This window comes from Ectorhizobium quercum, assembly GCF_026552795.1.
Classification (GTDB): domain Bacteria; phylum Pseudomonadota; class Alphaproteobacteria; order Rhizobiales; family Rhizobiaceae; genus Ectorhizobium; species Ectorhizobium quercum.
In genome coordinates, this window is record NZ_JANFPI010000001.1 from 187,125 (window position 1) to 207,470 (window position 20,346).

Here is a 20,346-nt window from a genome sequence, read left to right on the forward strand (position 1 = left end):
GGCAGCCGGATGAGGGGGACTTTCCGGAAAACCGCGCTCATTCCGCCGCCTCCCTGACACCCAGCTCGCCGACGCAGCCGCAGGCGCGGCGTTCCTCGCAATGGTCGGTGTCTGAGCAGACGAACATGCGTCCGCCGCGGTCGTCGAGGATCACCTCGTCGAGATAGACGTCTTCCGCGCCGCACAGCGCGCAGGGGCGGTCGAACGTCTGCACCTCGAAGGGATGGTCCTCGAAATCGAGGCTGACGACTTCGGTGTGCGGCGGCACGGCGTAGATGCGCTTCTCGCGGCCCGCGCCGAACAGCTGGAGCGCATCCGACATGTGCATCTTCGGATTGTCGAACTTCGGAATGGGCGACGGGTCCATGACGTAGCGCCCGGCGACCTTCACCGGATAGGCGTAGGTCGTGGCGATGTGGCCGTTCATCGCGATGTCCTCGTAGAGCTTGACGTGGATGAGGCCGTATTCCGAAAGCGCATGCATGGTGCGCGTCTCGGTCTCGCGCGGTTCGAGAAAGCGCAGCGGTTCGGGGATCGGCACCTGATAGACCAGCACCTGGCCTTCCTTCAGTGTCTTTTCCGGAATGCGGTGGCGCGTCTGGATGATCGTTGCCTCGTCCGTGTGGGTGGTGACGGCGACGTTGGCGACCTTGGCGAAGAATGCGCGGATGGAGACGGCATTGGTCGTGTCGTCGGCGCCCTGGTCGATGACCTTCAGCCTGTCGTCGGGACCGATGATCGCGGCCGTCACCTGCACGCCGCCGGTGCCCCAGCCGTAGGGCATCGGCATTTCGCGCGAGGCGAACGGCACCTGATAGCCGGGAATGGCGATGGCCTTCAGGATGGCGCGGCGGATCATCCGCTTGGTCTGCTCGTCCAGATAGGCGAAATTGTAGGCCGCAAGGCCTGTCGCGGCGGCGTCGCTCATTCGGCAGCCTCCTTTTTCTCGGATGATTCGGGAGTGGCGTTGGCCGCCTCGTATTCGGCGCGCATCCGCCTGACGAGGCCGAGTTCGGCCTGGAAGTCGACATAGTGCGGCAGTTTCAGATGTTCGACGAAGCCGGTCGCCTGAACGTTGTCGCAATGGGACAGCACGAATTCCTCGTCCTGTGCCGGGGCGACGATGTCCTCGCCAAATTCCTTCGCCCGCAGGGCCCGGTCGACCAGCGACATGGACATGGCCTTGCGTTCGCTCTGGCCGAAGACGAGGCCATAGCCGCGCGTGAACTGCGGCGGCACCTTGGCGGAACCCTTGAACTGGTTGACCATCTGGCATTCGGTAACGCGGATTTCACCCAGCGAGACGGCATGGCCCAGTTCCGGAACCTCGATCTCGATCTCCACCTCGCCGATGCGGATCTCGCCGGTGAAGGGATGGGTGCGGCCGTAGCCGCGCTGTGTCGAATAGCCGAGCGCCAGCAGGAAGCCCTCGTCGCCGCGCGCCAGCGCCTGAAGGCGCAGGTCGCGGCTCATGGGAAATTCCATCGGCTCGCGGGTCAGGTCGCCGCCGCCCTCGTCGTCCAAAAGCGTGCCGTCGCCTTCGATCAGCCCTTCCTGTGCCAGAATGTCGGACACGCGCATGACGTCGTCGCCGCCCTCCTCGCGCCGTTCGCCTTCCTCCACGGCGCCGTCGTCGAGCAGCGAGGGGTCGAGCAGCCGGTGGGTGTAGTCGAAGGTGGGCCCGAGAAGCTGGCCACCCGGCAGGTCCTTGTAGGTGGCGGACACGCGCCGCTCGACCAGCATGGCGGCGGTGTCGATGGGGCGCGACGTGCCGAAGCGCGGCAGCGTGGTGCGATAGGCGCGCAGCAGGAAGATCGCCTCGATCATGTCGCCGCGCGCCTGCCGGAAGGCGAGCGCGGCCAGCGTCCGGTCGTAGAGCGAGGCTTCGGCCATGACGCGATCGACGGCAAGCGCCAGCTGCTCGATCACCTGTTCGTTGGAAATCGCCGGCAGCGAGCGGTCTCCCCGCCGCCGGTCGGCCAGCAGGCGGTGGGCGTTGGCGATGGCGGTTTCCCCGCCTTTCACGGCTACATACATCTTACAGTTCTCCGGCGGAAATCCGCGTGGTCCGGGGCAGGCAGAGGAAGCGGTCGCCCGCCGTCAGCACGATGTCCATGCCGCGCGGGAAAAGGGCGTGGTTCTGCGCCCATTGCCGCAGGAAGCCTTCCGGCAGGCTTTCCGGGTGGACGAGGCGGCCGCCGGCAATGCCGGGACCCGACAGCTTCAAGGCGTCGGCGCCGTCGAAGCCGCCGATCTCGATGATGAGGGTCGCCGAGCGGTCCGGATAGTCCTGCGTTCCGGCCGAGAACAGGCCGAAAGCGGGAAGGGGGGCGTCGGCTTCGAGGAATGCGAAACGGGCCTCGGTCTTTTCCGTCGCCGGCGGTGCGCCGGTGTGGAAGGCGAGCCAGCCCGGCACGGAGGATTTCTGCAAACCGGCGGAAAGCCAGACCGGCGTGTCGTGGTCGAGCAGCGTCAGCGCGATGGCGCCCGCCGCCGCGCCGAGCGGGGCCGGGGCGCCGGCCTCGTCCGTCACGGTCTGGAGGGTGCCGGGCCGCGCCATGCCATCCATGACGAGGCGGAACACGGCCTGCCCCTGAAACACCGGGTCGTGAAAGCCGCCGGCCAGCGTATCTGCTGCTGCTCCCATCAGTCCTCTCCTCTGACCATCGTGAAGAAATCGACGCGCGTGGCGGCGGTTTCGGCCCGCTTGCGGGCATTCTCTTCGGTGATTCGCCGTTCGACGGGCGCAAGCAGGCCGCTCTCGACGCGGTCCCGCGTGGCCTCTTCCTGCCACAGCGCATGGACGATGGCGCCGAGCCGCGCCTTTTCGCGGTCGGTGCCGAGCGCATGGGCGTGGCCGACCGTGCCGGAGGCAAGCCGCATCGTGGCACGGCTGACCGTCACCTCGCCGAGATTGAAGGGAGAGCCGCCGCCGCCCATGCGGCCGCGCACCATCACAAGGCCGGTTTCCGGCCCTCTGAGCGGCGTCGCCTCCGCCGTGACGCCGAGCGCATCGATCAGCGTCTTGAGTTCGGCCCGCGTCGCGCGGGCAATCAGGTCGGACGCGCGCTTGGCCCGCGCCGTTCCCGGATCTGGAATTGCCGTCTCGGCCATGTCTTGCACCTCCTGGGTCGGTTCGGGGCGCATCTTCGAAAAATTCGTCGGCTGTCTCGAAGATGGCTCGCAAATATCTATTTATGTAGACAACCATACAATATGGTGTATATCTATTCCGAACTCATGACAAGCGTGTGACGGATGAACGACAGCGGATTGGTAAGACGGCAGAGCGGCGTGGCATTGTGGCGGCAGATCGCCGACCGGATTCGGGCGGCGATCGCGGACGGAAGCTACGACGAGACGGGCATGGTGCCGCCGGAAACGGTTCTCGCCGCCGATTTCGGCGTCAACCGCCACACGGTGCGCGCAGCGCTTTCGGCCTTGACGCAGGAGGGCATGCTGCGGCCCGTGCAGGGCGTGGGGACGCTCATCCTGCGCCGCGAGCGGCTGAATTTTCCGATCTCCCGTCGCACCCGCTTCACCGAGGGGATCGGGACGCAGGCGCGCGAACTGTCGGGTCATGTGCTCGACCATGCCGAGGAGCCGGCCAGCGCCGTCGTCGCGGCGGCGTTGGACGTGGCGCCGGGAACGCCGGTGCTGCGGATCGAATCGCTGCGCATGGCCGACGCGCGGGCCGTGTCGCGCTCGACCGCCTGGTATCCGTTGCCCCGCTTTCGCGGGATCGCCGATGTCTACGCGCGGACCGGATCGGTGACGGCGGCGCTGAAGGATTTCGCGGTGGAGGACTATGTGCGCGTGAAAACGGAAATCAGCGCGGTGCATGCCGAGCCGGGCGATCTTTCCGATCTCGGCCTCGCGCCCGGCGCCATCGTTCTGGTCACGGCGGCGTTGAACGCCGATCCGCACGGCCTGCCGATCCAGTATGCCGTCAGCCGCTTCCCGGCGGACCGGGTGCAGTTCACCGTCGAGGGCTGAAACGGAAAAACCCGCCATGCGGCGGGTTTGGAAGGTTGGCGAAACGCGCCGCCCCCTCCTCCGTCATGGTCGGGCTGGACCCGACCATCCACCGCGCTGCTTGCGGCGTGGAGCCTTGGGGCTCGAGCCCGAGGGTGACAAAAGAAAAACTGAAGGCGGCGCTCAGTGCGCGTTCGACATGTCGCCCAGGACGTCCTTCGATGCGACGGTCGAATCGGCGTTCAGCTTGTAGACCATCGGCACGCCGGTCGCGAGGTTGAGCTTGAGGATTTCCTCCTTGCTCAGCCGGTCGAGCACCATGACGAGGGCGCGCAGCGAATTGCCGTGGGCGGCGACCAGAACCTTCTGGCCGGCCAGCACGCGCGGCAGGATTTCCGTCAGGTAATAGGGCCACACGCGGGCGCCGGTGTCGCGCAGGCTCTCGCCGCCGGGCGGCGGAACGTCGTAGGAGCGGCGCCAGATGTGAACCTGATCCTCGCCCCACTTGGCGCGGGCATCGTCCTTGTTCAGGCCGGACAGGTCGCCGTAGTCGCGTTCGTTGAGCGCCTCGTTCCTGATCGTCTCGAGGCCGGCCTGGCCGACATTCTCGAGAATGATGTCGCAGGTCTTCTGGGCGCGGGTCAGGGCGGAGGTGAAGGCGATGTCGAAGGTGATGCCGTAATCCGCCAGCGCCTTGCCGCCGGCATTGGCTTCCTCGACGCCGAGCGCGGTCAGATCCGGGTCGCGCCAGCCGGTGAAAAGGTTCTTCAGGTTCCATTCGCTCTGGCCGTGGCGAACGAGGACAAGGGTACCGCTCATGACATGATCCTCTGCTTGGGTGATGGAAAGGCGTTCAGGTTTTCGACAGCCCGAGAACGTCGGACATGGTGTAGAAGCCGGGCTTCTGCCCGAAGGCCCAGAGCGCGGCCTTCACCGCGCCGCGGGCGAAGATGCTGCGGTCGAGGGCGGTGTGCGACAGCGTCACCAGCTCGCCCTCGCTGGCGAAATAGACCGAATGGTCGCCGATCACCGAGCCGCCGCGCAAGGTGGCGAAGCCGATATCGCCCTCCCGGCGCGGTCCCGTATGGCCGTCGCGCACCCGCACCGATTTCTGCGCAAGGTCGATGCCCCGGCCTTCCGCCGCGGCCTCGCCGAGCAGCAGTGCCGTGCCGGAGGGGGCGTCGACCTTGTGCTTGTGGTGCATTTCCAGAACCTCGATGTCCCAGTCGGCGGCTTCGAGCGCGCGGGCCGCCTGCCGCACCAGTTCGGCCAGCAGATTGACGCCGAGGCTCATATTGCCGGACTTGACGATGCGGGCGTGCCGGGAGGCGGCGCGGATCTGCTCGTCCTCGGCGGCGGAGCAGCCCGTGGTGCCGATGACGTGGACGATACGCGCCTGCGCCGCCAGCCCCGCATATTCGACGCTGGCCGCCGGGGAGGTGAAGTCGACGACGCCTTCGGCATTGAGGAAGGCGGTCAGCGGATCGGCGGTGATCGGCACGCCGAGCGTGCCGACGCCGGATATCTCGCCGGCATCGCGGCCGATCAGCGGCGAGCCTTCGCGGTCGATGGCGGCGTGCAGCGTCGCGCCCTGCGTTGCCGCGATGATGCGGATGAGCGCTTGGCCCATGCGTCCGCCCGCGCCCGTCACCACCAGTTTCATGCCGTCCCTCGTCCTGTTTTCGTTCCGTCAGATATCCGCACGCACTGTTTGCAGGTTGTTGAGGCGCGCGTAAAGCCCGTTTTCGCGGCCCATCAGCGATTCGTGCGTTCCTTCCTCCGCAATCCTGCCGTCCTGCATCACGACTATCTTGTCTGCATTGACGACCGTGGACAGGCGATGGGCGATGACGATCACCGTACGGCCCGTCATGGCGGTGTCCAGCGCCTTCTGCACGAAGGCCTCCGATTCCGTGTCGAGCGCCGAGGTCGCCTCGTCGAGAAGCAGGATCGGCGCGTTGCGCACCAGGGCGCGGGCAATGGACAGGCGCTGGCGCTGGCCGCCGGAGAGCGTCACGCCGTTCTCGCCGACGGCGGTGTCGTAGCCCTGCGGCTGGGCGACGATGAAATCGTGCGCATAGGCCATCTTCGCGGCTTCTTCCACCTCGGCGTCCGTCGCATCCGGGCGTCCGTAGCGGATATTGTCGCGGATCGTGCCCTCGAACAGGTGCGGCTGCTGCGACACATAGGCGATGTGGCGGCGCAGGGACGATTTCGTCACCTTGGCGATGTCCTGCCCGTCGATCAGGATCGCACCCTGCTCGGGATCGTAGAAGCGCGGGATGAGATTGAGGATCGTCGATTTGCCGGCGCCGGACGGGCCGACCAGCGCGGTGGTCATGCCGCCTTCGGCGACGAAGGACACGGCATCGAGCACGCGCCTGCCGTTGCCGTAGGCAAACACCAGATCGCGGAACTCGATGCGCGCCTGCGTGACCTCGAGCGCCTTCGCACCGTCCGTGTCGCGCTGCAACGGTTCGATGTCGAGGATTTCGTAGAGCATGCGGGCGTTGGTCGCGGCAGCCTCGACCCTCACCTGGAGGCGGGCGAGCCGGCGGGCCGGGTCGTAGGCCATGAGCAGGGCGGTGACGAAGGCGACGAAGGCGCCGGGCAGCGCGCCCGCATAGAGCGACTGGTAGGCGGTGTAGGCAATGACGCTGGAAATCGCCAGGCCGGCGAAGGTTTCCGTCATCGGCGCCGTGCGCTCGGCAAGCCGGGCGATGCGGTTGGCCCGCCTCTCGGCGTCGGAGATCAGGTGGCTGACCTTGCGGCTGAGTTCTTCCTCCATCGTGAAGGCCTTCACGACGGCAATGCCCTGAACCGTTTCCTGCATGGCGCCGATGACGTAGCTGTTGACTTCCACCGACAGGCGCGTAGCGGAACGAAGCCGCTTGGAAACGTAGCGCAGGCCGAGCATCAGCGGCGGCGCGACGATGAAGACGATCAGCGTCAGCACCCAGTCCTTCGAGATCATCACGCCGATCAGCGCGATCAGCGTCAGGAGATCGCGGGCGATCGAGGTGACGGTCATGTTCAGGATGTCGCGGATGCCCGAGATGTTCTGGCCGATCTGGGCGGCGAGCTGCGCCGAGCGCGCGTCGCTGTAAAAGCCGACGGAAAGCTTCATCAGATGTTCGTAGATGCGGCGCTGGTATTTCGCGACGATATTGTTGCCGATCTTGATCAGCAGCACAGCCTGCCAGTAGGTCGCCAGGCCGCGCAGGACGAAGGCCAGGAAGATCACGACGCAGACGATCCAGATTAAGCCGGAATCGCTGCGGCCGAACGCCTCGTTGATGACGGTTTCCATGATCCACGCCGTGAACGCCGTCGTTCCGGCGATGAGGCCGAGGCAGATGATGGCGAGGATGTAGGACTTGATGTGTTCGCGGCCGTTCTCGGCGATGACGCGCTTCAGAACCGCCCCGACGTTCTGCGTGTCGATGGCGCGCTTGGGCTTATCCGTATCGGTCAAGGCGCGAGACCTTCCTGTCGATTCAAATGCTTTCCAGCCGCGCTCTATAGAGGCTGGAAAGCCGTTTGACCATAGGTTTTCGCCGGGGCCGGAGGCGCGGTCTCAGCCGCGCCAGCGGCGGCCTTCGGTGGCGACGCCGAAATTCGTCGGCGTGCGGGCATAGGCGGCAAGGCCCGCCAGCGCCGCCTGCGGATGGGTGACGGCAAAGGTGGGGATCGTCCGCATCAGCGCCGAATGCGGTGCCTTGTCCTCGAACGCCGCGCGGAATTCCGGCTGCTTCAGGACGGGCAGGATCTTCTGCGTGATGCCGCCTGCCAGATAGACGCCGCCGCGCGCCATGAAGGCGAGTGCCATGTCGCCGGCGACGCGGCCGAGATAGGTCGCGAAAAGCGACAGCGTCTCGACGGCGACGGCATCGTTCCCGCCGAGACCGGCGGCGGTGACGTCGGCCGGATCGGACAGGGCCGGCTTCACGCCGTCCGCCTTGCAGACGGCGCGGTAGAGGTTCACGATGCCGCGGCCGCACAGCACCTGCTCGGCGGAAACGCGCCCTTCGATGCGCTCGATATGGGGGAAGACCGAAAAGTCGCGTTCGCTGCGCGGCCCGAGATCGACATGGCCGCCCTCGCCGGAAACGGGAATCCAGCGCCGCTGGACATGGACCAGCCCGGCGACGCCGAGCCCGGTGCCGGGGCCGAGCACGACCCGCGACGCGACCGGCACCTTGCCGACGCTGCCGATCTCCTCGCGGTTTTCGTCCGACATCGATGCCACGGCCAGCGCCTGCGCCTCGAAATCGTTGATGACGACGATGTCTTCCAGTCCGAGGCTGGCGCACATGTCGGCCGGGCGCAGCACCCAGTGACAGTTGGTCAGCGGAATTTCCTTGCTGTGGATCGGCCCGGCAACGGCGAGAATGGCCGAACGCGGCTGGATCGAGGTCTTGTCGAGCACGCCCTGCTGGATCGCGTCCTCGATGCCGGCGAAATCCGCCGTGCGCAGGATCGGAAATTCCTTCGGTTCCGCATAGGTATCGATGAGAATCGAAAAGCGGGCGTTCGTTCCGCCGATGTCCCCGATCAGGATGGGAAAGGGCTGATGGTCGGTGTCCGGGTATTTGAGCATCGTCGATCCGTTTTCGCGCCGCAGGGCGCCGTGTGCGAGAGGCTGGCAGGGGCCGCGACCGCCTGACGATCGCAAGGCCGGCCGTCAGGCGGATATGACCTTATACCCGCTTCGTTACGATCCGGCTATGTTTCCGGATGCGTTCCGCATCGCCGCAGCCCTGTCATTTCAACCGATTGAATAGCGCCGGGACCACGCAGAGGCAAGCCCCTTCGATCGGTTTCAGCGCCCGGCGGGCCGGGCCCGCGGCACGGGAATCGTCTGGCCGGGCAGAAGTGCTCCGGCTGCGGCCGGCGCGGCAGGGGAGGGCGCGTAGGCGCTGGCGGCCACCGCGCCGGAGGGGGCGGCGGCCAGCACGGCGGAGCAGGCCCTCGGCAGGTCGGCCAGCGTTACGGCGCGCGGCGGCTTGGGCGGCGGCGCGTTCGGGTCCTTCTTCGGTGCCGCCCAGGGCTCCTTGGTGAACCACCAGGCGAGGTTCTTGCCGCAATCGTCGCCGCTCGGCGGCGCGGCCTGTTCCTGGCAGCCGGAAGCCCCGGCGGGGCAGGAGATGCGGATGTGGAAATGCGCGTCGTGGCCGTAGATCGGGCGCACCTTGCCGAGCAGGTTGCGGTTGCCGGTCCAGGTCTCGCAAAGCCGCTTCTTGATCGCCGGGTTGACGAAGATGCGCGCCACTTCCGGATAGCTTGCCGCCTTCATGATCAGGCGGGCATGGGCGGGCGTCCACTTGCTGTCGTCGATGGTCAGGAACTTGTTGGGCGCCAGCATGGAGGTGAAGGGCATCTGGTCCCGTTCGCTCGCTGAAAGGCGGCGGTTCGGCATCGGCGTCAGCCAGATGTCGGTGTCGAGGCCGATCTGATGCGAGGCGTGGCCGCTCGTCATCGGTCCGCCGCGCGGCTGGGAGATGTCGCCGACGAGAAGCCCCGGCCAGCCTTCCCGCACGCCGTCGCGCGAAAGCCGCTGGATGACGGACAGAAGCTCCGGATGGCCCCAGTTGCGGTTACGCGAGAGGCGCATCACCTGCCAGTTCGGACCGTCGACCGGCAGGGCCTGCGCCCCCTCGATGCAGCCCTTGGCATAGGAACCGTAGGGCACCGGCGAACCGGCGCTCGGAACCGCGGCCGCGCCGAAAAGCGCCTTGGCGGGGGTGGCGTTGTCCGCCGCTGCCGGCGATGCGCCGGCGGCGACCGCCAGAGCCAGGAGCGCGCCGGCAACCCGCCGGGTGCCGGAAGAACGTGTGAGGAAGGATGTCATGCCGCTGCCGCTCGTCTTTCGTTTCCACGCGGTCGGTGCGGAGCCGCCGCCTGCCGGGCAGGATCCGCCTCGTTCCCGCGTGCCCCTGGGAATACGTTTCTTGTAAACTGATTTGCGATTGGGGTGAAAGCGTGGCCTTTGCGCCGCTCGGCTTATTGTGATCGACGGCCCCTGTTTTTCGCCTTACTTTGGCCTATGCTTGGGTTGCGATGCAAAAACGAAAGGGTTGGCATGGCTGCAATGCGGATGATGGTGACGGGGCTTGCGGTTCTGGCGGCGAGTTTGATCGCGCTGGCGCCTGCGGGCCGGGCGGACGACAGGGTGTGGCGTCACGGCGTGACGCTCGGCGACGAGATGAAGTATCCGGAAGGCTTCGCCCGCTTCGACTATGTCAATCCGGATGCGCCGAAGGGCGGCACGCTCAGGCTGTCCTCGGACGGCACGTTCGACAGTTTCAACGCCACCCTCGCCAGGGGCGAGGTCGCAGTCGGCGTCGGCATGGTGTTCGACACGCTGCTGAAAGCCTCCGGCGACGAGGTTTCGACCGCCTACGGGCTGCTGGCGGAATCGCTCTCCTATCCCGATGACGTGTCCGAAGTGACCTTCCGCCTGCGCCCGGAAGCGAAATGGGCCGACGGTGAGCCCGTGACGCCCGCCGACGTGATCTTTTCCTTCGAGACGCTGAAGGAACACAATCCGCTTTACGGCAACTATTACCGCCACGTCACCGAAGCGGTCGAGACCGGCGAGCGCGAGGTGACGTTCCGCTTCGACGAGAAGAACAATCGCGAATTGCCGCAGATCCTCGGCCAGTTCCCCATCGTGCCGAAGCACTGGTGGGAGGGCACGGGGCCGGACGGCAGGCCGCGCGACATTTCCCGCACGACGCTGGAGCCGGTGATGGGCTCCGGCCCCTACCGGATCGCTTCCTTTTCCGCCGGCTCGACCATCCGCTACGAGCTGCGCGACGACTATTGGGGCAAGGACCTTCCGGTCAATGTCGGCCAGAACAATTTCGGCGTCGTCACCTATACCTATTTCGGAGACCGCGACGTCGAGTTCGAAGCCTTCCGTGCCGGCAATATCGACTACTGGTACGAGAACATGGCCGCCCGCTGGGCCACGGGCTACGATTTTCCCGCGATGAAGGACGGCCGCGTGCTGCGCGAGGAGATCGAGAACCCCTTCCGCGCGACCGGGGTGATGCAGGCGCTGGTTCCCAACATGCGCCGTGGGAAGTTCAAGGACGAGCGGGTCCGCGAGGCTTTGAACTACGGCTTCGATTTCGAGGAACTGAACCGCACCATCGCCTTTTCCGCCTACAAGCGGGTGGACAGTTTCTTCTGGGGCACGGAACTGGCCTCCTCCGGCCTGCCGGAAGGCCGGGAGAAGGAAATCCTCGAAGGGCTGAAGGACAAGGTGCCGGAACGGGTCTTCACCACGCCCTACGCCAATCCGGTCGGTGGCGATCCGCAGAAATCGCGCGAGAACCTGCGCACGGCGCTGACGCTCTTCCGGGAAGCCGGCTACGAATTGCGCGGAAACCGCCTCGTCAACGCGGCGACCGGCGAGCCCTTCGTCTTCGAGATCCTGCTGTCGAGCCCGACGCTGGAGCGCTGGGCCGTGCCCTATGCCCAGAACCTGCGCAAGATCGGCGTGGAGGCGCGCGTGCGCACGGTCGATCCGGCGCAATACACCAACCGGGTGCGCGCCTTCGACTACGACGTGACCTGGACGGTCTGGGCGCAGACGCTGCATCCCGGCAACGAGCAGTCGGACTACTGGGGGTCGGTCTCGGTCGACCGGCAGGGATCGAAGAACTATGCCGGCATCTCCGATCCGGCCATCGACGAGCTGATCCGCATGGTGACGTTCGCGCAGACCCGCGCCGAACTGGTGCCCGCGGTCCATGCGCTCGACCGCGTTCTGCTCGCCCACCATTACGTGATGCCGCTCTTCTACGGCAATACGGCGCGCATCGCCTATTCGAACGCGCTCTCCCATCCGGCGGAACTGCCCTATTACGGCACCGGGTTTCCGGATGTGTGGTGGTCGAAGGCCGCGGCGAACTGAGCCGGGGTTGCGTTGGCGGCTGGAGCCGTTACCAAATGAAACGGAACGAATCACGCCGCCCGCCGCAGGGCGGTGCCTGCTTGGAAACGACCGGAAGGGCCTGATCGTATGGGCGCCTATATTCTCAGACGCCTTCTCCTGATGATCCCGACGATGATCGGCATCATGGGCATTTCGTTTCTCGTCGTGCAGTTCGCGCCGGGCGGTCCCGTCGAACAGGTCATCGCCCAGCTCACGGGGCAGGCCGACGGCGTTTCCGACCGCCTGAGCGGTGGCGGCGGCGACATGCTGGGCGGGCAGGACTTCTCCTCCCAGGACAGTTCGAGATATCGCGGCGCGCAGGGCCTCGACCCGGAACTGATCGAGAAGCTCGAAAGGCAGTTCGGCTTCGACAAGCCGCCGCTGACCCGCTTTCTCGACATGATGTGGAACTACATCCGCTTCGATTTCGGCGAGAGCTTCTTCCGCAACACGCCGGTGATCGACCTCATCATCGACAAGCTGCCGGTCTCGATCTCGCTCGGCGTCTGGATCCTGATCATTTCCTACACGATCTCGGTTCCGCTCGGCATCCGCAAGGCGGTTAAGGACGGTTCGGCCTTCGACGTGTGGACCTCGGGCGTCATCATCGTCGGCTATGCAGTGCCCAGCTTCCTGTTCGGCATCCTGCTGATCGTGCTTTTCGCCGGCGGCTCGTTCTTCGACTGGTTCCCGCTGCGCGGCCTCGTCTCCGACAATTTCAGCCAGCTGTCGTGGTGGGAGAAGATCATCGACTATTTCTGGCACCTGACGCTGCCGCTGATCTCGCTGGCGCTCTCGGCCTTCGCCACGACGACGCTCCTGACCAAGAACTCGTTCCTCGACGAGATCCGCAAGCAATATGTCGTCACGGCCCGCGCCAAGGGGCTGAGCGAGCGCAAGGTTCTCTACGGCCACGTCTTCCGCAATGCCATGCTGATCGTCATCGCCGGTTTTCCGGGGGCCTTCATCTCGGCTTTCTTCACCGGATCGCTGCTCATCGAGAACATCTTCTCGCTCGACGGGCTCGGGCGGCTCGGCTATCTCGCCATCGTCAACCGCGACTACCCGATCGTCTTCGGCACGCTCTACATCTTCTCGCTGCTCGGCCTCGTCGTCGGTCTGGTGTCCGACCTGATCTACACCTGGATCGACCCGCGCATCGATTTCGACAAGAGGGAGGTCTGACATGGATGCGACCTCGCCCGCATCGGCGGCGCAAACCGCGAAGAAGCCGCGCCGTCCCTGGCTTTCGCCGGTCAACCGGCGCCGGCTGGAGAACTTCAAGGCGAACCGCCGCGGCTACTGGTCCTTCTGGATCTTCATGATACTGTTCGTCCTGAGCCTTTTCGCCGAGTTCATCGCCAACGACAGGCCGCTCCTCGTCTCCTACAAGGGCGAGATCCTGTTTCCCGTGGTGGTGAACTATCCGGAGGAGAAGTTCGGCGGCTTCCTGGCCGAAACCGACTACCGCTCCTCCTTCATCGCCGACGAGATCGACGCGAACGGCTGGGCGGTCTGGCCGCCGATCCGCTATTCCTACAACACCGTCAATTCGAACATCCCGCATTCCGCTCCGACCCCGCCTTTCTGGCTGATGAGCGAGGAGGAGCGCTGCTCGGCCTATCCGGGGGGGACTGCCGATCCGGATTGCAATTTCGGCAACCTCAACTGGTTCGGCACCGACGACCAGGCCCGCGACGTCACCGCCCGCATGATCTACGGTTTCCGCATCTCCGTCCTGTTCGGGCTGGCGCTGACGATCTGCTCGGCGGTGGTCGGGGTCTCGGCGGGCGCGGTGCAGGGCTATTTCGGCGGCTGGACCGACCTGCTTCTCCAGCGCTTCATCGAGATCTGGTCGTCGATGCCGGTGCTCTACATCCTGCTGATCATTGCGGCGATCCTTCCGCCCGGCTTCTTCATATTGCTCGGCATCATGCTGCTGTTCTCCTGGGTGGGGTTCGTCGGCATCGTGCGTGCGGAATTTCTGCGCGCCCGCAATTTCGAATATGTGCGGGCGGCCCGCGCGCTCGGCGTCGGCAATGCGACAATCATGCTGCGACACCTTTTGCCGAACGCGATGGTGGCGACGCTGACCTTCCTGCCGTTCATCCTGTCCGGCTCGATCACCACGCTGACCTCGCTCGATTTCCTCGGCTTCGGCATGCCGCCCGGCTCGCCGTCCCTCGGCGAGATGATCGCGCAGGGCAAGAAGAACCTTCAGGCGCCCTGGCTGGGGCTGGCGGCCTTCTTCACCATGTCGATCATGCTGTCGCTGCTGATCTTCGTCGGCGAGGCGGTGCGCGATGCCTTCGATCCGCGCAAGACGTTCCGGTGAGGCGGTAATGACAGAGCAACACAAGAACCCGCTTCTTTCGGTGAGGAACCTCTCCGTCGCCTTCCACCAGGCGGGGGAGACCGCGCTTGCGGTCGACGACGTGTCCTTCGACATCATGCCGGGAGAGGTGGTGGCGCTGGTGGGCGAATCCGGCTCCGGCAAGTCCGTGTCCGCCAATTCGATCCTGAAACTGCTTCCCTATCCGGCGGCCAGCCATCCCACGGGCGAGATCCTCTTTCAGGGCACGGATCTGCTGAAGGCCGACGAGCGCACGCTGAGAAGGGTGCGCGGCAACGACATCACCATGATCTTCCAGGAGCCGATGACCTCGCTCAATCCGCTCCACACGATCGAGAAGCAGATCGGCGAAATCCTCGAACTGCATCAGGCCATCACCGGCGACAAGGCCCGCACCCGTACGCTGGAACTGCTCAACCAGGTCGGCATCCGCGAGCCCGAGAAACGGCTGAAGGCCTATCCGCACGAGCTTTCGGGTGGCCAGCGTCAGCGCGTGATGATCGCGATGGCGCTGGCCAACCGCCCGGCGCTGCTCATTGCCGACGAGCCGACCACCGCGCTCGACGTGACCGTGCAGGCGCAGATCCTCGAACTGCTGCGCGACCTCAAGGTCACGCACGGCATGTCCATGCTGTTCATCACCCACGATCTCGGCATCGTGCGCAAGTTCGCCGACCGGGTCTGCGTGATGACCGGGGGCAGGATCGTCGAGACCGGCGCGGTGGAGGACGTCTTCACGGCGCCGCAGCACGCTTACACAAGGCACCTGCTCGCCTCCGAGCCGCGCGGCGAGCCGCCGCCCGCCGACCCCACCCGGCCGGTGGTGATCGAGGGCCACGACGTCCGCGTCTGGTTTCCCGTCAAGGCCGGCTTCCTGCGCCGCGTGGTGGACCATGTGAAGGCGGTGGATGGCATCGACGTGACGCTGCGGGCTGGCCAGACGCTCGGCATCGTCGGCGAAAGCGGCTCCGGCAAGACGACGCTCGGCCTGGCGCTCACGCGTCTCGTCTCGTCTAAGGGGCGCATCGCCTTTCTCGGCCAGGGCATAGACGGCTACTCCTTCAAGGCGATGCGGCCCCTGCGCGACCGGTTGCAGGTGGTGTTCCAGGACCCCTACGGCTCGCTATCGCCGCGCATGACCGTGGGCGACATCATCGCCGAGGGACTGAAGGTTCACGAGGCCGCGCTCGATGCCGATGCCCGCGACGCCCGCGTGGTGGAGGGGCTGACGGAAGTGGGCCTCGACCCGGCCACCCGCTGGCGCTATCCGCACGAGTTTTCCGGCGGCCAGCGCCAGCGCATCGCCATTGCCCGCGCGATGGTGCTGAAGCCCCGCTTCGTCATGCTGGACGAACCGACCTCGGCGCTGGACATGAGCGTGCAGGCGCAGGTGGTCGATCTGCTGCGCGATCTCCAGAAACGGCACGATCTCGCCTATCTCTTCATCAGCCACGACCTGAAGGTGGTGAAGGCGCTCGCCAACGATATCGTCGTCATGCGCGCCGGCAAGGTGGTCGAGCAGGGACCGGCGGCGGACATCTTCTCCGCGCCGAAGGAACCCTATACGCAGGCGCTGCTGGCGGCCGCCTTCGATCTCGAGGCCCGGCCGGCCGTCGGCCAGTAAGACGCAGCAAAACCGGAAGGACCGTTTTCATGAATGCCAGAAGCGCCATCATTCTCGACCTGAAATTCGCGCGCGGCGAACTCCGGGAGACGATCCAGGGCTTTTTTCCGGACCGCGAAATCGTCGATCTGGCCGATCCGGCCAATGCCGGGCGTGACCTTTCCGGTATCGCCTATGCGGTGGTCTGGAAGCCCGACGCCGATCTCTTCCGCCGCGCGCCTGATCTCGAGCTTCTGTTTTCCGGCGGCGCCGGCGTCGATCACATCATGGCGGTCGAGGGCATTCCCGACATCCCGATCGTCCGTTTCGTCGATCGCAACCTGACGACGCGCATGAGCGAGTGGGTGGTGCTGCAATGCCTGATCCACCTGCGCCGCGTCCTGCCTTATCTGGAGCAGCAGCAGAAGCGTATCTGGAGCGAGTTCCTCCAGCCGGAGGCGGCGGAGGTGACGGTCGGCCTGATGGGGCTCGGCGTCCTCGGCCTCGATGCTGCGGCAAAGCTGAAGGCGCTCGGCTTCGACGTCATCGGCTGGTCGCGCACGAAGAAGCAGATCGAGGGCATGGAGACCTTCGATGCCGCCGGCATGGACGATTTCCTGTCGCGCACCGATTTTCTCGTCGGCCTGCTGCCCCTGACGCCGGAAACGACAGGGCTTTACGACCGCGCGCTTTTCAGCCGGCTGCGGCAGGGCGGCGCGCTCAAAAAACCGGTCTTCATCAATGCCGGGCGCGGCGGCAGCCAGAACGAGGCCGATCTTTATGCGGCGCTGGCCGACGGCACGCTGGGCGGTGCCTCGGTCGATGTGTTCCAGGTGGAGCCGCTGCCGGAAACGAGCCCGCTCTGGGGCCTCGGCAATCTCGTCATCACGCCGCATGCGGCCGCCCCTTCCGAGCCGGCGGCGCTTTTCCAGCTCATGCAGGACCAGATCGGCCGCTACGAGCGCGGTGAAACGTTGCAGTTCACGATCGATCGCGCCGCCGGCTATTGATGGACCGCCGTCCTCAAGGGTGGACAGGGCTGCGGATTTGGTCATAACTTTCGCCCGGGATGAGCGGCGGAAAAGCCGCCGGAAACATCGAAGGACGAGGGGATTCAGGGCGCATGACCAACAAGATCGATATAGCGGCGCGCGTGTATAACCACACGTTCAAGCTCGACCCGATCATCCGCAGCCTGATCGACACGGATTTCTACAAGCTCCTGATGCTCCAGATGATCTGGAAGCTCTATCCGGATGTGGACGCCACCTTTTCGGTCATCAACCGCACGCGGACGGTCCGCCTTGCCGACGAGATCGACGAGGGCGAGCTGCGCGCCCAGCTCGATTTCGCCCGCACCCTCCGGCTGACCAAGAAGGAGATGATCTGGCTCGCCGGCAATACCTTTTACGGGCGGGCGCAGATATTCGAGCCGGAATTCCTGACCTGGCTTTCCACCTATCAGTTGCCCGAATACGAGCTGACGAAGCGCGACGGCCAGTACGAACTGACCTTCCGGGGCCGCTGGAAGGACACCACCATGTGGGAGATTCCGGCGCTCGCCATCATCAACGAGCTGCGTTCGCGCGCCGCCATGCGCAATCGCGGCTTCTTCACGCTGGACGTGCTTTACGCCCGCGCCAAGGCCAAGATGTGGGAAAAGGTGGAGCGGCTGCGCGAATTGCCGCGCCTGAAGATTTCCGATTTCGGCACCCGCCGCCGGCATTCCTTCCTGTGGCAGCGCTGGTGTGTCGAGGCCCTGAAGGAAGGGATCGGCCCCGCCTTCACCGGAACCAGCAACGTATTGCTCGCTATGGATTCCGACCTCGAAGCCGTCGGCACCAATGCCCACGAACTGCCGATGGTGGCTGCCGCCCTTGCGGAAACCGGTGCGGACCTGAAGGCTGCACCCTACAAGGTTCTGCGCGACTGGAACACGCTCTACGGCGGCAATCTGCTGATCGTGCTGCCGGACGCCTTCGGAACGGCCGCCTTCCTGCGCAATGCGCCGGACTGGGTGGCCGACTGGACGGGATTCCGCCCGGACAGCGCTCCGCCCGTCGAAGGCGGCGAGAAGATCATCGACTGGTGGAAATCGCGGGGCCGCGATCCGAAGAAGAAGATGCTGATCTTCTCCGATGGTCTCGACGTCGATGCGATCATCGACACCTATCGCCATTTCGAGGGGCGCGTGCGGATGAGCTTCGGCTGGGGCACGAACCTGACTAACGATTTCGCCGGCTGCGCGCCGAGCGAGATTGCCGGGCTGAAGCCGATCTCCATCGTCTGCAAGGTGACGGAGGCCAACGGCCGCCCGGCGGTCAAACTGTCGGACAATCCCGAAAAGGCCACCGGTGATCCGGCCGAGGTCGAACGGTATCTGAAATTCTTCGGCGGCGAGGATCGCGTTCCCCAGCCCGTGCGCGTATAGGGCAGGCTGACAAAAAAGGCGCCGTCTCCGGCGCCTTTCGGGAAGCAGCGCTTAGCGCCAATGTTTCGTCCAGTTCGAGGACGGCGTGCTCCGGCCCGAATTGCCGAGCAGGTAGCCGAGCGCGAAACCGGCCAGCGCCGCCACGGTGGCGAGCGAAGTCGCCGTGCCCGGGTTCTCCTTGACGGCCTCCAGCGCCTGATGGCTGTTGTCGCGAACCGTCAGGGCCGCGCGGCGAATGCCGCCCTTGGCGTCTTCCAGACGGTCTTCCGCCTTCTCCTTGAGCGAGCCCGCCTGCGCGGAAACCGTTTCCGTCAAGCTGGAAAGCTGCTCACGCAAGGCCGCGATCTGTTCTTCAATGTTCGCTTCGGTCGATTTCGTAGCCACGTTGCACCTCATTTCTTTGTTGTCGCTATTATAATGCACGGCGAGGGGGAAAGTTCCGAAAATGGGCGCTGGCCCACCTCCATCACCGAAACCGTGCCGATGAACGTTCCCGTTTCATATTCCGGCCAAGCGGACGTCGACGACCCACGCGCCGCAAGCAAGCGTTACGGAAGGCAGGATACGATTTTTGAACTATTGCGGCAGCTATAGCGAAAATCTGCCATTTACTCTGAACCGAGCAATTCTATCCAGGCATGGCCGGGATGCAGCATCTCCAGCCACCGGCGAAGATCGGCCCTTTCCTGGCGTTTAAGCCGAGGGAGGGCGATGTGGAAGTCATGATGGTCTTTTTCGCGAGCATGTTTGGCTTTGAAGAGCAGGACTATTGAGGGGGCCAGATAGGGAATACCATATTCGGTTGTACGAATCGCAGTCGTTCGCGGCATTCTCAGCGCCGGGTCACGCTTATAGACCCAGTGGTCATGCGTTCCCCGATCAACCATCATGTCGACGCGCCAGCATCCGGCAGCCACATCCGCTCCCCATTGCTGCCAAACATTGGACGGAACCACCGCAGCCGATGGGAGATGACTTAGTTTTCCATCGGCTACTGAGAAGAATTCGAGGCCGGACAGTGCCCGGCGATAATGTTGGCTTCGTATAGACAGGACCGAGAACTCCAAGTCCTCGTGTTCACGGGTCTGGCGTCCATGCCACAGATCCAGAGCCCAGCCTCCGACAATATACCAGTCTTCACCCATGCCTTCCAGGCGCACTTGAAGTTCAGAAGGAGACCACGGGCTCCAATTGTCTTCGGGAAGCGGATTCATTGAGCCTCGTTTTGATAAACCGGATGGATTGGCTTCTATTCGGTCTGAGCTAACAGGTGCAATCTCGCTTCGACGCTAAAGAGGACATGCATGGATCCCAGCCCTATATCCGCAATTGGGTCGGAGGTTGCCGTTGCAGCACTCAAGACATATCGGGCTGTCGAGCGTAGGTTCGGCGGCTTGCTATCTCACCCGGCGGATGCGGTGATCGGCGGCAATATCGCGACATGGAGGGCAATCGGGGGGTTATGGCGGACAGAGAGGGATTCGAACCCTCGATACGCTTTCACGTATACACGCGTTCCAGGCGTGCGCCTTCAACCACTCGGCCACCTGTCCTTATCGGGGCGTGAGATGCGTGAGGTGCAAATCAGCCGGTCGGGCGCGATATATACCGATGATTTCCGAAGGATCAACCGGAATCTGACGTTTTCTTGACGGTGGCTGTGAAAAGAGGAAGAGGTGCGCCATTGTTCCCCGGAGGTTTCCGCCCTATTTCTAACAGGCCTGCGGCTGGAAGAGGTGGAGATGTCGGCTTTCATCAGGTTTTGCGCCCGCTTTCTCAGTTTCGTTGCGCTGGTTGCAGCCGTCGTGGCGGCGGCGGTGGATGCGGTCCGGTTCGCCGCGACGTCGGTCGTCAGTCTGCTGCCGCTGAGGTCCGTGCTGGTGGCGGTGGGAGGCGATGTGGCCGGGGCGCATGTCCCCGATGCCCTGCTGGCGCAGCCGGCCGTGCCGGTGCTGCTGGTGTTTTCGCTGGTTTTCTGGATGGCGGGCTATCGCCGCCCGAAACCGTTCGCGCCGTTCAGGGCGGCGGATATCTGACGA

19 protein-coding genes and 1 tRNA gene are annotated in these 20,346 nt (G+C 65.0%); 8 read left to right on the plus strand and 12 right to left on the minus strand.

Going from position 1 to position 20,346, the window contains the following annotated elements; genetic code table 11:
* Positions 1 to 37 precede the first annotated feature (37 nt).
* Genes NOF55_RS00830 through phnG form a run of 4 tightly spaced genes read right to left on the minus strand, consistent with a single transcriptional unit; the run spans position 38 to position 3,114 of the window.
* Complete coding sequence (locus tag NOF55_RS00830; RefSeq protein WP_306409423.1) at positions 38 to 928, minus strand: alpha-D-ribose 1-methylphosphonate 5-phosphate C-P-lyase PhnJ; 891 nt, start codon at positions 926 to 928, stop codon at positions 38 to 40.
* The gene (locus NOF55_RS00835) at positions 925 to 2,037 is read right to left on the minus strand and encodes a carbon-phosphorus lyase complex subunit (protein ID WP_306409424.1); all 1,113 of its coding nucleotides are present in this window, start codon (positions 2,035 to 2,037) and stop codon (positions 925 to 927) included. The genes NOF55_RS00830 and NOF55_RS00835 overlap by 4 nt, the downstream gene beginning before the upstream one ends.
* A 1-nt stretch (position 2,038) precedes the next feature.
* Positions 2,039 to 2,647 carry a phosphonate C-P lyase system protein PhnH gene (gene phnH, locus NOF55_RS00840; RefSeq protein ID WP_306409425.1) on the minus strand — a complete coding sequence of 203 codons (609 nt, stop codon included), beginning with the start codon at positions 2,645 to 2,647 and terminating at the stop codon, positions 2,039 to 2,041.
* Positions 2,647 to 3,114 (minus strand): phosphonate C-P lyase system protein PhnG, encoded by a 468-nt coding sequence (phnG, locus tag NOF55_RS00845; RefSeq protein ID WP_306409426.1) that lies wholly within the window; start codon positions 3,112 to 3,114, stop codon positions 2,647 to 2,649. The genes phnH and phnG overlap by 1 nt, the downstream gene beginning before the upstream one ends.
* A 144-nt stretch (positions 3,115 to 3,258) precedes the next feature.
* On the opposite strand from phnG, the gene phnF reads away from it, so the two are divergent.
* Positions 3,259 to 3,996 (plus strand): phosphonate metabolism transcriptional regulator PhnF, encoded by a 738-nt coding sequence (gene phnF / locus NOF55_RS00850; RefSeq protein ID WP_306409427.1) that lies wholly within the window; start codon positions 3,259 to 3,261, stop codon positions 3,994 to 3,996.
* 162 nt (positions 3,997 to 4,158) lie between these two features.
* On the opposite strand, the gene NOF55_RS00855 is transcribed toward phnF, so the two are convergent.
* From NOF55_RS00855 to mepA, 5 genes are all read right to left on the minus strand, one after another.
* Positions 4,159 to 4,794 carry a 2,3-bisphosphoglycerate-dependent phosphoglycerate mutase gene (locus tag NOF55_RS00855; protein WP_306409428.1) on the minus strand — a complete coding sequence of 212 codons (636 nt, stop codon included), beginning with the start codon at positions 4,792 to 4,794 and terminating at the stop codon, positions 4,159 to 4,161.
* A gap of 34 nt (positions 4,795 to 4,828) precedes the next feature.
* A complete protein-coding gene (gene dapB, locus NOF55_RS00860) occupies positions 4,829 to 5,638 on the minus strand; it encodes a 4-hydroxy-tetrahydrodipicolinate reductase (protein WP_306409429.1) in 810 nt (269 codons plus the stop codon).
* A 27-nt stretch (positions 5,639 to 5,665) separates the two neighbouring features.
* Positions 5,666 to 7,450, minus strand: coding sequence for an ABC transporter ATP-binding protein (locus NOF55_RS00865; protein ID WP_306409430.1), 1,785 nt, complete (start codon positions 7,448 to 7,450; stop codon positions 5,666 to 5,668).
* 102 nt (positions 7,451 to 7,552) lie between these two features.
* Complete coding sequence (locus NOF55_RS00870; RefSeq protein ID WP_306409431.1) at positions 7,553 to 8,575, minus strand: glucokinase; 1,023 nt, start codon at positions 8,573 to 8,575, stop codon at positions 7,553 to 7,555.
* Between the two features lie 222 nt (positions 8,576 to 8,797).
* A complete protein-coding gene (gene mepA / locus NOF55_RS00875; protein ID WP_306409432.1) occupies positions 8,798 to 9,826 on the minus strand; it encodes a penicillin-insensitive murein endopeptidase in 1,029 nt (342 codons plus the stop codon).
* Between the two features lie 231 nt (positions 9,827 to 10,057).
* On the opposite strand from mepA, the gene NOF55_RS00880 reads away from it, so the two are divergent.
* From NOF55_RS00880 to pncB, 6 genes are all read left to right on the plus strand, one after another.
* The gene (locus NOF55_RS00880; protein WP_306409433.1) at positions 10,058 to 11,899 is read left to right on the plus strand and encodes an extracellular solute-binding protein; all 1,842 of its coding nucleotides are present in this window, start codon (positions 10,058 to 10,060) and stop codon (positions 11,897 to 11,899) included.
* A 108-nt stretch (positions 11,900 to 12,007) separates the two neighbouring features.
* The gene (locus NOF55_RS00885) at positions 12,008 to 13,105 is read left to right on the plus strand and encodes a microcin C ABC transporter permease YejB (protein WP_306409434.1); all 1,098 of its coding nucleotides are present in this window, start codon (positions 12,008 to 12,010) and stop codon (positions 13,103 to 13,105) included.
* Position 13,106: 1 nt separating this feature from the next.
* Entirely contained in the window at positions 13,107 to 14,255 is a 1,149-nt protein-coding gene (locus tag NOF55_RS00890) for an ABC transporter permease (RefSeq protein WP_306409435.1), read from the plus strand.
* 7 nt (positions 14,256 to 14,262) lie between these two features.
* Complete coding sequence (locus tag NOF55_RS00895; RefSeq protein WP_306409436.1) at positions 14,263 to 15,897, plus strand: ABC transporter ATP-binding protein; 1,635 nt, start codon at positions 14,263 to 14,265, stop codon at positions 15,895 to 15,897.
* A 29-nt stretch (positions 15,898 to 15,926) separates the two neighbouring features.
* Positions 15,927 to 16,886, plus strand: a complete 960-nt coding sequence (locus NOF55_RS00900; RefSeq protein WP_306409437.1) for a 2-hydroxyacid dehydrogenase — start codon at positions 15,927 to 15,929, stop codon at positions 16,884 to 16,886.
* A gap of 113 nt (positions 16,887 to 16,999) precedes the next feature.
* A complete protein-coding gene (gene pncB, locus NOF55_RS00905) occupies positions 17,000 to 18,307 on the plus strand; it encodes a nicotinate phosphoribosyltransferase (protein ID WP_306409438.1) in 1,308 nt (435 codons plus the stop codon).
* Between the two features lie 51 nt (positions 18,308 to 18,358).
* On the opposite strand, the gene NOF55_RS00910 is transcribed toward pncB, so the two are convergent.
* From NOF55_RS00910 to NOF55_RS00920, 3 genes are all read right to left on the minus strand, one after another.
* Positions 18,359 to 18,691, minus strand: coding sequence for an ElaB/YgaM/YqjD family protein (locus NOF55_RS00910; protein ID WP_306409439.1), 333 nt, complete (start codon positions 18,689 to 18,691; stop codon positions 18,359 to 18,361).
* Positions 18,692 to 18,915: 224 nt separating this feature from the next.
* Complete coding sequence (locus NOF55_RS00915; protein ID WP_306409440.1) at positions 18,916 to 19,521, minus strand: nucleotidyltransferase domain-containing protein; 606 nt, start codon at positions 19,519 to 19,521, stop codon at positions 18,916 to 18,918.
* A 249-nt stretch (positions 19,522 to 19,770) separates the two neighbouring features.
* Positions 19,771 to 19,860: transfer RNA gene (locus NOF55_RS00920), tRNA-Ser, on the minus strand.
* Positions 19,861 to 20,049: 189 nt separating this feature from the next.
* Between NOF55_RS00920 and NOF55_RS00925 the strand changes: the two genes are divergently transcribed.
* Entirely contained in the window at positions 20,050 to 20,343 is a 294-nt protein-coding gene (locus NOF55_RS00925; RefSeq protein WP_306409441.1) for a hypothetical protein, read from the plus strand.
* Positions 20,344 to 20,346 lie beyond the last annotated feature (3 nt).

Coding starts and splice junctions, on each gene's coding strand:
- NOF55_RS00880 (WP_306409433.1), top strand. CDS start 10,058: ATGGCTGCAATGCGGATGATGGTGACGGGGCTTGCGGTTCTGGCGGCG.
- NOF55_RS00870 (WP_306409431.1), bottom strand. CDS start 8,575: ATGCTCAAATACCCGGACACCGACCATCAGCCCTTTCCCATCCTGATC.
- NOF55_RS00900 (WP_306409437.1), top strand. CDS start 15,927: ATGAATGCCAGAAGCGCCATCATTCTCGACCTGAAATTCGCGCGCGGC.
- phnF (WP_306409427.1), top strand. CDS start 3,259: ATGAACGACAGCGGATTGGTAAGACGGCAGAGCGGCGTGGCATTGTGG.
- NOF55_RS00830 (WP_306409423.1), bottom strand. CDS start 928: ATGAGCGACGCCGCCGCGACAGGCCTTGCGGCCTACAATTTCGCCTAT.
- phnH (WP_306409425.1), bottom strand. CDS start 2,647: ATGGGAGCAGCAGCAGATACGCTGGCCGGCGGCTTTCACGACCCGGTG.
- NOF55_RS00885 (WP_306409434.1), top strand. CDS start 12,008: ATGGGCGCCTATATTCTCAGACGCCTTCTCCTGATGATCCCGACGATG.
- mepA (WP_306409432.1), bottom strand. CDS start 9,826: ATGACATCCTTCCTCACACGTTCTTCCGGCACCCGGCGGGTTGCCGGC.
- NOF55_RS00835 (WP_306409424.1), bottom strand. CDS start 2,037: ATGTATGTAGCCGTGAAAGGCGGGGAAACCGCCATCGCCAACGCCCAC.
- NOF55_RS00915 (WP_306409440.1), bottom strand. CDS start 19,521: ATGAATCCGCTTCCCGAAGACAATTGGAGCCCGTGGTCTCCTTCTGAA.
- NOF55_RS00895 (WP_306409436.1), top strand. CDS start 14,263: ATGACAGAGCAACACAAGAACCCGCTTCTTTCGGTGAGGAACCTCTCC.
- NOF55_RS00855 (WP_306409428.1), bottom strand. CDS start 4,794: ATGAGCGGTACCCTTGTCCTCGTTCGCCACGGCCAGAGCGAATGGAAC.
- NOF55_RS00890 (WP_306409435.1), top strand. CDS start 13,107: ATGGATGCGACCTCGCCCGCATCGGCGGCGCAAACCGCGAAGAAGCCG.
- phnG (WP_306409426.1), bottom strand. CDS start 3,114: ATGGCCGAGACGGCAATTCCAGATCCGGGAACGGCGCGGGCCAAGCGC.
- NOF55_RS00925 (WP_306409441.1), top strand. CDS start 20,050: ATGTCGGCTTTCATCAGGTTTTGCGCCCGCTTTCTCAGTTTCGTTGCG.
- dapB (WP_306409429.1), bottom strand. CDS start 5,638: ATGAAACTGGTGGTGACGGGCGCGGGCGGACGCATGGGCCAAGCGCTC.
- pncB (WP_306409438.1), top strand. CDS start 17,000: ATGACCAACAAGATCGATATAGCGGCGCGCGTGTATAACCACACGTTC.